Source organism: Janthinobacterium sp. Mn2066, from assembly GCF_049319705.1.
Taxonomy (GTDB): domain Bacteria; phylum Pseudomonadota; class Gammaproteobacteria; order Burkholderiales; family Burkholderiaceae_D; genus Janthinobacterium.
Map to the genome: position 1 here is coordinate 46,570 of NZ_JBMOUF010000007.1, position 13,993 is coordinate 60,562.

The window sequence follows — 13,993 nt, forward strand, 5'->3', positions numbered from 1 at the left end:
GTGCACCGATATGACCTGATCAGCTGTCATGACTGCGGCGTGTTGTACCGCAAACGCCTGCTGCGCCCGCGCGAAAAAGCGCGCTGCATCCGCTGCCGTTCGGTGCTGTACCGGGGCAGTTCCGCCGACTTGAACAAGGTGGTAGCGCTGACCCTGGGCGCCGCCTTTGTTTTCCTGATCGCCCAGTTTTTCCCCATCGTCGAACTCGACATCAATGGCTTGACTTCCAGCGCCACCTTGCTGGGCTCCATCCGCGTGCTGTGGTCCGAGCAGATGCAGGTGGTGGCGACCATGGTCTTCCTGTTTACCATGCTGTTTCCCGCCATCGAACTGGGTTCCCTGCTGTATGTGGCGCTGGGCTTGCGCATGAAGATCAGGGTGCCCGGTTTCAACCGCGTGCTGCGTGCGGTGCAGACGGCGCGCGAGTGGGGCATGACGGAAGTACTGATGATCGGCATCCTGATCACCGTCGTCAAGATGACCAGCCTGGCCACCGTGGTGCCGCAACCGGGTTTGTTCGCCTTCGGCGCGCTGACCATCATGCTGGCCATCGTCGTCTCGTTCGACCCCAAGGCCCTGTGGAATGTGGGCGACGACCTGGTGCGAGAATCCCTGCCTGGCCTGCGCTACAAGCCGCTTGCGCCTGGCGCCCGTGTACTGCCCTGCCACGCTTGCGGCCTGGTGGCGCCACCCGTGGCCAAGGGCCATCACCTGCAATGCGCGCGCTGCGGCACGCCGCTGCACACGCGCAAACCGAATAGCATCAGCCGTACCTGGGCCTTGCTGATCGCCGCCGCCATTTTGTACATCCCCGCCAACCTGCTGCCCGTGATGGTGACGCAGTCGCTGTTCGGCGCGCAGGACGACACCATCATGAGCGGCGTGGCGCTGTTCTGGAATAGCGGTTCAAAAGTACTGGCCATCATCATCTTCATCGCCAGCGTGGTGGTGCCGATGCTGAAACTGGGCACCCTGGCCTTGCTGGCCTGGACGGCGCAGCGGCGTTCGCGCTGGCGGCCGCGCCAGCGCACGGTGCTGTACCGCATGGTCGAATTCATCGGCCGCTGGTCCATGCTCGATATCTTCGTTGTCACCCTGACGGTGGCCTTGGTGCGTTTCAAGTCGCTGGCCGTGATCACGGCCGGCCCCGGCGCGCTGGCGTTCGGCGCGGTGGTGGTGCTGACCATGCTGGCCTCGATGCAGTTCGATCCGCGCCTGATCTGGGACCCGGTCGACGACAAGACGCGCAGCGATGCGGAAAAAAATAAACTGGCGATTGGAGAGCAGCATGTCTGAAAAAGAAAGTGAAAACACGAGCGTGGTGGCCGAACCCGATGTGGACAAGGCCAGCCGCTGGCTGCCATCGCTGGTATGGCTGATTCCCTTGCTGGCCGCGCTGATCGGTGCTGTCCTGGTGACCAAGTCCATCCTCGACCAGGGGCCGACGGTGACCGTGAGCTTCAAGAGCGCCGAGGGGCTGGAACCAGGCAAGACCAAGGTCAAGTACAAGGACGTGGATATCGGCCAGGTGCGCGCCATCAGCCTGGGCGACGATTTGAGCAAGGTACTGGTGACGATCGACATGAGCAAGGATGCGCGCCGCTTCGCCACGGCCGATTCGCGTTTCTGGGTGGTGCGTCCGCAAATCGGCGCCAGTGGGGTGACGGGTCTGGGCACCTTGCTGTCAGGCGCCTACATCGGCGTCGATACGGGCAAGTCGGAAGCGAAAAAAGACAGTTTCGTTGGCCTGGAAACGCCGCCACCAGTAGCCGGCGACCAGAAGGGCAAGCTGTTCACGCTGCATGCCGAAAGCCTCGGTTCCATCGATGTGGGTTCGCCCCTGTTCTTCCACCGCCTGCGGGTAGGCAAGGTGGTCAGCTTTGCGCTGGACAAGGACGGCAATGGCATCACCATGTCGGTCTTCGTCAACGCGCCGTATGACCAGTTTGTCGGCAAGGATGCGCGCTGGTGGCATGCCAGCGGCGTCGACGTGCGCCTCGATTCGAACGGCTTCAAATTGAATACGCAATCGCTGGCGGCGATGCTGGTGGGCGGCATCGCGTTTGAAGCGGAAAATGGCCGCAAGCCGCAGGAACCGGCGCCGGCCGGCACCACTTACCGCCTGGCGGCCGACGAAGCGAGCGCCATGCGCGAGCCCGATGGCGAGGCGATTACCAGCGTATTTTATTTTGACCAGTCGCTGCGCGGCCTGCAGCCTGGCGCCACCGTCGATTTCCGCGGCATCGTGCTCGGTGAAGTGCGTTCGGTGGGTATCGAATTTGATCCCGTGAAAAAGAATTTCCGCATGCCGGTGACGGTCAACCTGTACCCGGCGCGCCTGGGCATGCGCTTCAAGGCGGCCGTGGACCAGCCCGACGGATCGGCCGGCCACCAGCTGTTGGAGCGCATGGTCAGCCGCGGTTTGCGCGCCCAGCTGCGCACGGGGAACCTGCTCACCAGCCAGCTGTATATCGCGCTGGACTTCTTCCCGAAAGCGCCCAAGGTGGAGATGGACGTCAACAAATATCCGATGGAAGTGCCGACCGTGCCCAATACCCTGGACGAATTGCAGACGCAGATCGCCAGCATCGCGAGAAAACTCGACCAGGTGCCGTTTGAAGATATCGGCAATAACCTCAATTCGACCATCAAGCAGGCCGACGCGCTGTTCAAGCAAGGCAATGCCCTGTTCAAGCAGCTCGATGGCCAGGTGGTGCCGGAAGTGCGCGACACCCTGAAAGCGGCCAAGCAGACCTTCGGTACAGCCGAACAGGTCTTGCAAAAGGATTCGCCGCTGCAGTCCGATGTGCGCCAGGCCTTGCAGCAGCTGACGCAGACCCTGCAATCGCTGAACGCGCTGTCCGATTACCTGGAACGCCACCCGGAATCGCTGATCCGTGGCAAAAAAGGAGATGAAAAATGATCAAGCCCCTGTTCTCGGTGCTGGCCGCCGCCAGCCTGGCAGTGCTGCTGGGCGCCTGCTCCACGCCGCAGCCCGAGTATTTTTATACCCTCAGCGGCGGCTCCGCCGTGTCCGACAAGCCGGTGCAGTATTACGTGGAAGTGCTGGCTGTCAGCGTGCCGCAGCAGGTCAACCGCAACCAGTTCGTGGTGACGGCCCCGTCGGGCCGTATCGAGCTGCTGGAGCAGCAGCGCTGGGCGGGGCCGCTGGCCGGTGAAATCGGCCAGTCGCTGTCGACGGCCGTGACCAACGAACTGGGCGCCATCGACGTGTTCCGCACGCCGTACCCGGAAAAGCTGCCCGTCTACCGCATCAGCACCAACGTGCAGCGGTTCGAATCCGTGATGGGCCAGTACGCGCTGATCGACGCCGTGTGGAGCGTGCGCCAGCTGTCAAACAACAAGGTGGTCACTTGCCGCACGGTCGCCAATGAAAAGGTGGGCGGCGGCTACGATGAACTGGTGCTGGGTCACCGCCGCGCCGTGCAGAAAATCGCCACCGATATGTCGGCCGTGGTGCGCGGTTTCAATAACGGCAATGGTGGCTGCCCGGCCATGCAAGCGGGCTAGCGGATGCTAAAATGCCGGCATGGGAATGACATCAATCACACGCAGGCTGGCCGCCTGGATCGCCTGTTTTGCGATCCTGCTATCGGCGCTTGCACCGTCGATTTCCCAGGCTGTGGCCCATGCCAAGCAGGAGTCGGGCTCCGGCTGGGTAGAAATCTGCTCGATGGCCGGCATCCGTTTCGTCAAGGTCGAGGCAGATCAATCCGGCATCGGCCAGCCTGACGGCAAGGCCATGCAGATGGCGCAGTGCGCCTTCTGCTCCATGCACGCCGGTTCCGTCGGCTTGCCGCCCACCAGCCCCGTGCTGCCGCTGCGCATCGACGTGGGCACGGCCATGCAGCCTGCCTTGTACTACCAGTCTCCCAATCCCCTGTTTGTGTGGTCCACGGCGCAGTCGCGCGCCCCTCCTGGCCTCGTTTAAATCCAGTTTCAGCTTTTTTGCGTTTGCGCTTCCCGCCTTCCGGCGCGAGGTGCTGCGCCCGCTAATTTAAACGAGAACCACATGACCGACAATCTTCAAACCCGGCGCCTGGCGCGCCGTAAAAGCCTGTACTGGCGCATCCATTTCTGGGCTGCGCTGATTGCTACACCGTTTGCCTTGCTGGCAGCCCTGACGGGCATGCTGTATGTATTCACGCCGCAGATCGAGTCGGCACTGTACGGCCATCTCGATCACGTAACGCCGCACGGCGCCATGCAGCCGCTCGATACTTCTGTGGCTGCCGCCGAAAAAGCCGCACCCTCTGGCTGGCTGGTGCAAAACGTGGTGCCGCCGTTTCAGGCGACCGACTCGGTGCAGGTGACGTTTGCACCGGCAGGCGTGCAGGTCGATGAACATGCGGGCCACAATATGCCGGGCATGAAGCCGCCGTCCGCAAAACCATCATTCGTCCAGCCCGCACAAGCCGTGGTGGTATATGTGAATCCGTATGACGCTACCGTGCTGGGCAGCCTGGCCAGCAGCCAGCGTTTCAATAACTGGGCCAGGAAGCTGCATTCGCGGCTGCTGCAGACGGATGGCTGGCGCTGGATGATCGAGCTGGCGGCCAGCTGGCTGATGGTGATGCTGGTGACGGGCGTGATCCTGTGGTGGCCGCGCGGCACGCAATCGGGCTTGCCGAAGCAGGGCGCAACGGGCCGCAATGGCTGGCGCCAGTGGCATGCCTTTCTGGGGGTGGCGCTGGGCCTGGTCAGCTTCGTGATTTTGACGACGGGGCTGACCTGGAGCCAACAGGCGGGCGGGCGCATCCGCACCTTGCGCGATGTCAGCGGCCAGGCCAATCCACCGGTGCCACGCAGCCTGCATTCGCGCGAGGATGCGGGCGGTGGTCCGCTGGACTGGCAGGGCGCCTGGCAAGTGGCGCGCAGCCACGCACCTGCCATCGCACTGCAATTGACGGCGCCGGCCAGCCAGGAAGATGTCTGGCGCGTCACCATGGCTGACCGCAGCCAGCCCTTGAAACGCTTCGACCTGCAGTTTGACGCTTACAGCGGCAAGCCCCTGTATTACGCGGGATGGAATGAGCAGACGGCGTTCGGCAAGGCGACGGCCATCGGCATTCCGTTTCACCGCGGTGAATTTGGCTGGTGGAACCAGGCCTTGCTGTTCGTGTTTGGCGCCAGCGTGCTGTTCTCTCTGGTGTCGGGCTGGATCATGTACTTCAAGCGGCGCACACCGGGCACGCTCGGTTTGCCCAAGCTGCTGCCAGGCGCCTGGACCTCGCCTTCGCCGCTGGCCTGGCTGGTGGCAGCGGCCATGTGCGCGCTGATGCCCTTGCTGCTGATCTCAGGCGCCGTGCTGGCGCTGCTGGAGCTGGGCCTGGCGATGGCGCATGCCAGGTCTGCGCATGCGGGAGGGACGCGCTAAAATAAGCAAGGTAGCCAGGGTCAAGCAAACGTGCTGGCCATGGCTGCCATTCCCTATAAAGGCGCCGCATGCTCTATATCGACTTTTCCGCTTTATCCGAATTGGCTGCCGTATCGGCCCGCGTGACGCAATCGTGCAGCTGCTGCAGCGTGCCGCTGGACGCCTGGCAGCGCCTGCCCCCTACACTGGAACTGGACCGTTTTGAAGAAGTCGGCACCCTGCGCGAAGATCCGTACGAAGAGCCGACCTTCGCCGAATACCACCCGCACGGCACGCGTTACGACAGTGCCGATGCCCCCATCGCCCCGCGCTATTTTCCGGCCAACCTGAGCCAGGTGTCGCGCTGTCTGAACTGCGGCCGCCACTACCTGCGCTACAACGAGGCGGGCGGCTATTTCACGGAATTGCGTATCCGCGCGCTGCGCCCGGAATTGTTGGCCGACGCAGCGCTGTAGCGTTGGCGAGGAGGGCGGTCAGACCAGTCCCGTCATGTAATACACGCCGATGATGATAAACACGATCACCGTCTTGATGATGGTGATGCCGAAAATATCGCGGTAAGACTGGCGGTGCGTCAGGCCCGTGACCGCCAGCAGGGTGATCACGGCGCCGTTGTGCGGCAGGGTGTCCATGCCGCCGCTGGCCATCGCCACGATGCGGTGCATGACTTCCAGCGGAATATGGGCTTGCTGGGCCGCGGCGATAAAACTGTCCGACATGGCGGCCAGCGCAATGCTCATGCCGCCCGAGGCCGAACCGGTGATGCCGGCCAGCGTGGTCACTGACACGGCTGCGTTGACGAGCGGATCGGGCACGCTGCGCAAGGTATTGCTGACGGCGAGAAAGCCGGGCAGTGCGGCAATCACGCCACCAAAACCATATTCCGACGCCGTATTCATGGCCGCCAGCAGCGCGCCGCCGACGGCCACCTTGGTGCCTTCGGCAAACGCGCTGCGGATGCGGCCAAACGCCGTCAGGCACACCAGCAAGATACCCAGCAACAAGGCGCCCTCCACGGCCCAGATGCCTGTTACGGAAGCGATGGTGGTCGTCACGGGCGCATGCAGCCCCGGCAGTTCATCGGTGCCCAGCACGTGGCTGGCGCCATACCAGTGCGGAATCAAGCGGGTCAGCGCAAAGTTGGCCACGCCCACCAGTATCAAAGGCGCGACGGACAGCAGTGGATGGGGCAAGTTGCTGGCGTCGGTTTTTGCCTGTTCGGCTTCGGCGCCATATCCCTCGCCGGTCGCCATCACGGAGCGCCTGCGCCACTCCAGGAAGGCCAGGCCGAACACCACCGTCAAGATCGCGCCTATCGTGCCCAGCCAGGGCGCAGCCCAGCCCGTCGTGTTGAAGAAGGTGGTGGGAATGATGTTCTGGATTTGCGGCGTGCCGGGCAGGGTATCCATGGTGAACGAGAACGCACCCAGTGCAATGGCGCCGGGCATCAAGCGCTTGGGGATATTGCTTTGCCGATAAAGCTCGGCCGCAAACGGATAGACGGCAAACACCACCACGAACAGCGACACGCCGCCATACGTCAGCGCACCGCACACGGCGACGATCACGGCATTGGCGCGCGAACGGCCGATATAGCGGATGGCCGCTACCACGATGGATTGCGAAAAGCCGGACAGCTCAATCAGCTTGCCGAATACCGCACCGAGCAAAAACACGGGGAAATACAGCTTGATAAATCCCACCATCTTTTCCATGAAGATGCCGCTGAACACGGCAGGCACGGCGGCAGGATCGGTCAGCAAAACAGCGCCCAGCGCGGCGACCGGAGCAAACAGGATCACGCTGTAGCCGCGGTAGGCGGCCAGCATGAGGAAAGCCAATGCGGCAAGTACGATCAAGAAAGACATGCGGACTAATCCTTGCGTGATAACGTGGAATAGGAGAAGAGGCGGGGAAGCGGCGACCAGAGCGAGTCTGGAACCTGTTGACGGCTTGAGAGCGTAAGCTTCAGTCTCTGCATCCGGAATGTAATTTGCTTCGGATTCCCAGCCTCAGCGTGTGGCGAATTTATTATAAATCAGAGGATTGAAAGTGTGATTTTTCTTTCAATAAATCTCAACTTGTATCAAAAATTAGGTTGGGTCATACGCTTTTTGAACTTTTATAACGTCAACTGTGACAATTGAAGAGTGTTTTTTAATTGGTATCGCCTAGGATTACTCTTACGCTGACAACTTGCCAAGTATCTCGCCGCCAGCCAAATTGACTGCACAACGGGAGGTGACAGATGTTTGTTCATACATTAGGTATAAGCGTATGCTTTGTACTCGGCTTTGTATCCACATCTGCCTACGCACAGAATGTCGGCATATCCAAGACCGCATTCATGGACCACTACCGCGAGCAGGGAACCACCACCTGGTGCTGGGCATCCAGCGCCGAAATGGTCCTGTCGTTCCAGGGCGTCAAAATTCCCCAGGATGCAATTGTAACGAGAGTGAAAGGTGCGCCGATACAGGGGACAGCTGATCCCGTAGCCATGGTTGCAGCAACCAATGGCGTCTTCGATGATGAATCCAGGAAGAAAATCATCATCTCTGGTCAATATGTGACAGGTTCGCCAGCTCCAACCGTCTTGTATAACCAGTTAAAACACAACCGCCCGGTAGTACTAACTTATCAGAATGGCCCATGGACCGGTCACGCAGTAGTGCTGACAGGGATGGATGCCAAGGCCACTCAGGATGGGGTGTGGATTAATCGATTTTATGTTTTTGATCCATTTCCGTATGTACAAGTGATGACACCGTTCGGTGTACGCCTAGTCAAGGATGCATCGTTGATATATCAACAACTCGATTTGATTGCAACACCAATTGGTCTGCAATTGTCGCGGGCTGGCATGCCAATAGGAGTTTTAAGCGGCATGATATTAATGGATGCGACAAATTTGTAGTGTCGGACCTTGATGTGCTCTGCGTCGAATCTTCAAGCACGAAGAAGAGATTGTGGAACAAAATATTCGTTCCGCTTGTTCATTTTCTGTGTCCGGTTAGAAAAGGCTTACCTGACTTGTTTGCGCAGGTTCTGCTGGACAATCATCCATAGCTGCTGCTTGCTTTGCCGATATCGTAGGTGCGGAATGGTTTGGCGGGCGACTTTCCCTTGTGGACGACCGTATGGTATTACTTTGACCTATGGGGCGGCACTTTATCGGACGATGCCCCCAGCCTGCTTGAAGTGCCATATTGCCGTGATACGCAGGCATTGCCGCATGTCGGCATGGCAAATCTGACTGAGCGGGCGGGTGCCCTAGCGATGTTTGCGCGCTCTTGGCAATACTTGATGTGATTGATTAAGAGCGCTTAAAGAGATGTAACGGCGGTGTGTAAATGAAGGCTGGTCGGGGTGAGAGGATTCGAACCTCCGGCCTCTGCGTCCCGAACGCAGCGCTCTACCAGGCTGAGCCACACCCCGCATGTTGTTCTTGAATTACAGCAGATGCGGGGGCGGGTTGCAAGTGACGGTATCAAGCAGTTTCTTTTTCGCCAGCGTTATTTCTTTTCCTGTTGCGCTTTCTTGATTTCCGCTTCGCTCACCTTTTTTGCCGGCGCATTCGTGGCCGGCGAGGTGGGATGCTGGCGGGTGGCCGTAGCTTGCGCCATGATGGCGGCGCAGTCGGTGTCGGGGGCTTTGTCGATATTGACCAGTGGCAGCAGGGCTGCAACGGGCGCCACCACGGTGGCGAGGGCGATGGCGGCGCCCGCTTTCAGGGCCAGCGGGCCTTTTTGCGGACCCACGTCGGGATTTTTGAAGGTGCCTTTGGCGTACAGCGGGGTGCGCAGCGAGATGATGCGGGCGCCCTTGGTTTTCGGGCGGATGTCGAGGTCCAGGGTTTCTTTCGCCAGGCTGACGTTGCCGGTCACGTCGACCACCGCGCTGTCCGTGTCGAGCACGAAGCGGCGCACCTGGGCCAGGCCATCGGTGACGGCGAAGTCGCTGGCCATGCAGTTCAGCTGTACTTGTTTATCGCCGAAGACCTTCACAAAGACGGCGTTGGCCAGGTTCAGGCCGGCCAGTTCCAGCATGAACTGGCTGACCGTGCCTTCGCTGACGGTAGCCGCCAGTTCGCCATTGGCCGTGGCCAGCATGGACGAGACGGAGTTGCCGTGACCCGTCAGTGCCGCATCGCCATACACTTCGCCGAAGCTCGCTTGCATCGATTGCAGCTTGGGAAACAGTTCGCGCACTTTCAGATGGCGCGCCGCCACCTTGGCTTGCGCGGCGATGGTTTTCTGGCGGCCGTCGAGCGTGATATTGGTGGTGATTTCGCCGCCCGCCATGCCGAAGTTCAGGGGCGTCAGGCTCAGCACCTTGTCTTTCATGTGGATGTTGGCAACGATATTGTCGAGTGGTATATCGTGCGTGCGCACCAGTTTTTTACCCGTAAATTTTACGTCTGCATCGAGCGCATCCCAATGCGCCGTATTGAACTGTTCCACCGGCAAGGCTTTGCTGTCGGGCTGGTTCGCCGTCTTGCCGCGCGCTTGCTTGCTGGCATTGCTTTCTGCGCCGATGGTGGGGCCCAGGTCTTCCAGGCGTAACTGTTCGGAACGGACTTCGCCGCGCAGTAGCGGGCGGGGCTGGCGCGGCAGGTATTGCAAGGTGCCGGCCAGGTCGCTGGCGCCCAGGGCGCCCTTGAAGTTCTGGTAGGTCCAGGTCCACAGCTGGCCATCCTTCTTGCCCAGCAGGCGGCCGGTGGTGGCGTAGGCCGGGGTTTCGGGCAGCAGCACGCCCGTCAGCGGATACAGGTCAGCCATGCTGGCGCCAGCCAGGCTCAGCTTCAGGTCGATGCCGGACAGCGAGCGCGGGTCGGTCAGGGTGCCGTTGACGCTGGCCTTGTTCTTGCCCAGCACGGCATGGGCTTGCAGCGGATACACTGTGTGGTTGTCCGTCAGCGACAGCACGGCGCCTGCCTGGCCGCCGCCCGTGACGGGCGCCTTGCGGTAGCTGCCGCCCAAAGTAAATGTGATGCCATACTTTTGGCGTGCTGCGTCGGCAGTCTTCTGGTTCTCGGATACTGTAGAACTGGCCTTGGCGCGCAGGTCGAGCGCGATTGCTTCATCGAGATAGCGGATGGTGCCATCGGCAAAGGCCAGGCGTTCGATGTCCACGTCCCACGACGAAGGGCCATTGTCTTTCAAGGTCCAGCTATTGCTGCCATCGGCGCGGCGCTGCAGGGCGATTTGTGGCGCTTCCAGCGCCAGGTCGGTCAGCACTACCTGGTGATGCAGCAGGGGTAGCAGATGCAGGGAGAGCTCGACGCGGCGCGCGCTGGCCAGATCAGGCCCTGCCGTCACCCATTCGGGATTGCCCATGCGCACATCTTGCGCCGTGATGGTCGGGCGCGGCACGTAGCGGCGCCAGCCGGTTTCCGTGGCGGCGCCCTGGTGCCATGCCACCTTGAGATCCCCGCCGATGACGAACTCGCGCCCCGTGCTGTCCGAGACGCTGCGGTTGATATAGGGCCGGGCGCGGTTCCAGTCGAAGGTCGCGATGACGATGACGAGGATGGCGATCAGGGTCAGCAAGGCGGCGATTGCCCAGCCCAGGATTTTCAACGGTCTGGTGCGTGTCATGGCATGTCCATTGTTTTGAGTTTTTAGCCAAGATAGACAATTCTTCCATGCCTGTCGGTGCGCTGGGTTACGTAGGAACAGATAGAAGCTGGCATTGATTCCATAATTCGACTATTATTGAAATATGGAAAACCTAAACACATTCAATATGCCGGTCTTGCCCTTGAGTAGCACGGCTGCCATTGCGGCGCTGGCCGCGCTGGCCCAGGAATCGCGGCTGGCCGTTTTCCGCCTGCTGGTGCAGACGGGACCGGAGGGCATGGCGGCCACCAAAATCGCCGAGGCGCTGGGAATTGCGCCCTCGTCGCTGTCGTTTCACCTGAAGGAACTGGCGCATGCGGACCTGGTGACGGCGAGCAAGGCCGGACGCTCCATCATTTACGCCGCCAATTACGCGGGCATGAATGGCTTGCTGGCCTTTTTGACGGAAAACTGCTGCGCAGGCGCGCCGTGCTGCGTCACTGCGCCCACTGAACAATCTTTATCGAAGGAGAATATTTGATGAGCATCACGATTTACCATAATACCGCTTGCGGCACGTCGCGCAACACCCTGGCCCTGATCCGCAACACCGGGGTGGAACCCGTCATCATCGATTACGTCAAGCACCCACCTTCACGCGAAGAACTGGTGGACTTGATTCACCGTGCCGGCCTGACCGTGCGCGCCGTCATGCGCGACAAGGGCAATCTGTACGAAGAACTGGGCCTGGCCAATCCGGATTTGCCTGACTCGGCCCTGCTGGACGCCATGCAAGCCCATCCGATCCTGATCAACCGCCCCATCGTCGTCACGGAACTGGGCGTGCGCCTGTGCCGCCCGTCGGAAAAGGTGCTGGAAATCCTGCCGCTGCCGCAGCAGGGCGCGTTTAACAAGGAAGACGGCCAGGCCGTGGTGGGCGCCGACGGCAAGCCGGTGGCCTGAGATGGACGACTTGGCCAATGAGTTGCCCAATATCAGTGCCGCCCACCTGGACCTGCCCAGCCTGGACAAGCTGGCGCCGGTAACGCACTCCACGCACGCGCCGCGCATTTTGCTCTTGTACGGTTCCCTGCGCGAGCGCTCCTACAGCAAGCTGCTGACCTTGGAAGCGGAACGCATCCTGCGCCATTTCGGTGCCGACACGCGCGTATTCGATCCGGCTGGCTTGCCGATGGTCGACAGCGTGCCGCCCGAGCATCCGAAGGTGCAGGAATTGCGCGAACTGTCGCTGTGGTCGGAAGGGCAGGTATGGTGCAGTCCTGAACGCCATGGCGCGGTGACGGGGGTGTTCAAGTCGCAGATCGACTGGTTACCGCTGGAAACGGGCAGCGTGCGGCCCACGCAGGGACGTACCCTTGCCGTGATGCAAGTATCGGGTGGTTCGCAATCGTTTAACGCCGTCAATGGCTTGCGCGTACTGGGTCGCTGGATGCGCATGGTGACCATTCCGAACCAGTCATCGGTCGCCAAGGCGTACCAAGAATTCGACGATGCGGGCCGCATGAAGCCGTCGCCGTATTATGAGCGGCTGGTGGACGTGATGGAGGAATTGTATAAATTCACCTTACTGGTGCGCGACCGCCGCGAGTATCTGGGCAGCCGCTACAGCGAACGGCTGGAAGCGGAGCCGGCTATCGTGCGTGAGTTGGCGGGCGCGGCCATGGCGCACGAGCGGTCATAAGTCCGCCATAAAAAACGGCGCCATCGGCGCCGTTCTGCTGTGCATGCGGTACGACGCGATCAGTGATTGCGGTCCACGGCAAAGGTGCACAGTTGCAGCAGGGATTGCTTGTAGATGCTGTCAGGCCAGCCGGCGATGGCGTCGGCCGCGCGCTGGGCGGCGATTTCCGCTTCCTTGCGCGTGTAGTCCAGGGCGCCGCTGCTGGTGACGGCCGACAGGATGGCGTCGAAATGCTGCTCGTCGCCTTGCTCGATGCAGCTGCGTACCAGTTCGCGCTGTTCCGGCGTGCCGTTTTCCATCAGCCAGATCAGCGGCAGGGTCGGTTTGCCTTCGCGCAAGTCGTCGCCCACGTTCTTGCCGATCTCGGCGGCGTCGCCTGCATAGTCGAGCACGTCGTCGATCAGCTGGAAGGCGGTGCCCAGCGAGCGGCCGTATTCGGCTGCCGCTTCGATATCGGCTTCGCTGACGCCGGCAATCAGGGCGCCCAGCTGTGCCGATGCTTCAAACAGCTTGGCCGTTTTCGAGCGGATGACTTTCAGGTAACTTTCCTGCGTCACGTCCGGATCGTGCATATTCAGCAATTGCAGCACTTCGCCTTCGGCGATCACGTTGGTCGCGTCCGACAGGATTTGCATGACGCGCATATTGTCCAGCGCCACCATCAGCTGGAACGAGCGCGAATGCAGGAAGTCGCCCACCAGCACCGAGGCGGCGTTGCCGAACAGGGCGTTGGCTGTCTGGCGGCCGCGGCGCATCGACGATTCATCGACCACGTCATCGTGCAGCAGGGTCGCAGTGTGGATGAATTCGACCACGGCAGCCAGTTCGTGGTGCGCCGTGCCGCGATAGGCGTGGGCGTTGGCCACCAACAAGATCAGCACCGGACGGATGCGTTTGCCACCTGCGCTGATGATGTACTCGGCGATCTGATTGATCAGGATCACCTCGGAGTGCAGTTTTTGGCGGATCACCGTGTTGACTGCGTCCATATCGGCGGCAATCGTTTGCACGATGGTGTTTTGGTTAACGTGGTTGTTAGCGTCAGACAAGGCGAACCTGCAATAGATTGTGGGTGCCGCGATTATACGACATGGCTTGCGCCTGCGTGGCGTTTGCCGATAGTTTGGCTATGAGTGTTGAATAATTGATTGTATTGCCCATCACGGTCAGTAATAAGCGGGGAAAAGCAGGCCTGACATCGTGTCCAGGTTGTCGACATACCACGATCATCCGCATTTGTGAATAGTTTTTGACGCAATTTCACAGGCCATGTATAATTGCAGGTTCCCCCTGTTGTGTACGGCTTGCTGAACATCGTAGCGGGACAAATTC

13 protein-coding genes and 1 tRNA gene are annotated in these 13,993 nt (G+C 60.7%); 10 read left to right on the plus strand and 4 right to left on the minus strand.

Going from position 1 to position 13,993, the window contains the following annotated elements:
* From ACL9RI_RS14770 to ACL9RI_RS14795, 6 genes are all read left to right on the plus strand, one after another.
* Positions 1–1,296, plus strand: coding sequence for a paraquat-inducible protein A (locus tag ACL9RI_RS14770; protein ID WP_422727283.1), 1,296 nt, complete (start codon positions 1–3; stop codon positions 1,294–1,296).
* The gene (locus ACL9RI_RS14775) at positions 1,289–2,923 is read left to right on the plus strand and encodes an intermembrane transport protein PqiB (protein ID WP_422727284.1); all 1,635 of its coding nucleotides are present in this window, start codon (positions 1,289–1,291) and stop codon (positions 2,921–2,923) included. The genes ACL9RI_RS14770 and ACL9RI_RS14775 overlap by 8 nt, the downstream gene beginning before the upstream one ends.
* Positions 2,920–3,531: a PqiC family protein gene (locus tag ACL9RI_RS14780; protein WP_422727285.1), complete on the plus strand. Its 612-nt coding sequence runs from the start codon at positions 2,920–2,922 to the stop codon at positions 3,529–3,531. The genes ACL9RI_RS14775 and ACL9RI_RS14780 overlap by 4 nt, the downstream gene beginning before the upstream one ends.
* 25 nt (positions 3,532–3,556) lie before the next feature.
* A complete protein-coding gene (locus ACL9RI_RS14785) occupies positions 3,557–3,952 on the plus strand; it encodes a DUF2946 domain-containing protein (RefSeq protein ID WP_422727286.1) in 396 nt (131 codons plus the stop codon).
* Between the two features lie 81 nt (positions 3,953–4,033).
* Complete coding sequence (locus ACL9RI_RS14790) at positions 4,034–5,398, plus strand: PepSY-associated TM helix domain-containing protein (RefSeq protein WP_422727287.1); 1,365 nt, start codon at positions 4,034–4,036, stop codon at positions 5,396–5,398.
* Between the two features lie 68 nt (positions 5,399–5,466).
* Positions 5,467–5,853, plus strand: coding sequence for a hypothetical protein (locus tag ACL9RI_RS14795; RefSeq protein WP_422727288.1), 387 nt, complete (start codon positions 5,467–5,469; stop codon positions 5,851–5,853).
* A gap of 18 nt (positions 5,854–5,871) precedes the next feature.
* On the opposite strand, the gene ACL9RI_RS14800 is transcribed toward ACL9RI_RS14795, so the two are convergent.
* Positions 5,872–7,266, minus strand: coding sequence for a GntP family permease (locus ACL9RI_RS14800; RefSeq protein ID WP_422727289.1), 1,395 nt, complete (start codon positions 7,264–7,266; stop codon positions 5,872–5,874).
* Between the two features lie 380 nt (positions 7,267–7,646).
* On the opposite strand from ACL9RI_RS14800, the gene ACL9RI_RS14805 reads away from it, so the two are divergent.
* Positions 7,647–8,315 carry a C39 family peptidase gene (locus tag ACL9RI_RS14805; protein ID WP_422727290.1) on the plus strand — a complete coding sequence of 223 codons (669 nt, stop codon included), beginning with the start codon at positions 7,647–7,649 and terminating at the stop codon, positions 8,313–8,315.
* Positions 8,316–8,759: 444 nt separating this feature from the next.
* On the opposite strand, the gene ACL9RI_RS14810 is transcribed toward ACL9RI_RS14805, so the two are convergent.
* Together ACL9RI_RS14810 and ACL9RI_RS14815 are read right to left on the minus strand one after the other, a co-directional pair.
* Positions 8,760–8,836, minus strand: a tRNA-Pro gene (locus tag ACL9RI_RS14810).
* 77 nt (positions 8,837–8,913) lie between these two features.
* Complete coding sequence (locus ACL9RI_RS14815) at positions 8,914–10,998, minus strand: AsmA family protein (protein ID WP_422727291.1); 2,085 nt, start codon at positions 10,996–10,998, stop codon at positions 8,914–8,916.
* Positions 10,999–11,122: 124 nt separating this feature from the next.
* Here ACL9RI_RS14815 and ACL9RI_RS14820 point away from each other — a divergent pair, with 124 nt between their 5' ends.
* Genes ACL9RI_RS14820 through arsH form a run of 3 tightly spaced genes read left to right on the plus strand, consistent with a single transcriptional unit; the run spans position 11,123 to position 12,661 of the window.
* The gene (locus tag ACL9RI_RS14820; protein WP_422727292.1) at positions 11,123–11,500 is read left to right on the plus strand and encodes an ArsR/SmtB family transcription factor; all 378 of its coding nucleotides are present in this window, start codon (positions 11,123–11,125) and stop codon (positions 11,498–11,500) included.
* Positions 11,500–11,922, plus strand: a complete 423-nt coding sequence (arsC, locus tag ACL9RI_RS14825; RefSeq protein WP_422727293.1) for an arsenate reductase (glutaredoxin) — start codon at positions 11,500–11,502, stop codon at positions 11,920–11,922. Before ACL9RI_RS14820 ends, arsC begins: the two co-directional genes overlap by 1 nt.
* Before the next feature lie 10 nt (positions 11,923–11,932).
* Positions 11,933–12,661, plus strand: coding sequence for an arsenical resistance protein ArsH (arsH, locus tag ACL9RI_RS14830; RefSeq protein WP_422727557.1), 729 nt, complete (start codon positions 11,933–11,935; stop codon positions 12,659–12,661).
* Between the two features lie 59 nt (positions 12,662–12,720).
* Here arsH and ispB read toward each other — a convergent pair whose 3' ends face one another.
* A complete protein-coding gene (ispB, locus tag ACL9RI_RS14835; RefSeq protein WP_422727294.1) occupies positions 12,721–13,710 on the minus strand; it encodes an octaprenyl diphosphate synthase in 990 nt (329 codons plus the stop codon).
* Positions 13,711–13,993 lie beyond the last annotated feature (283 nt).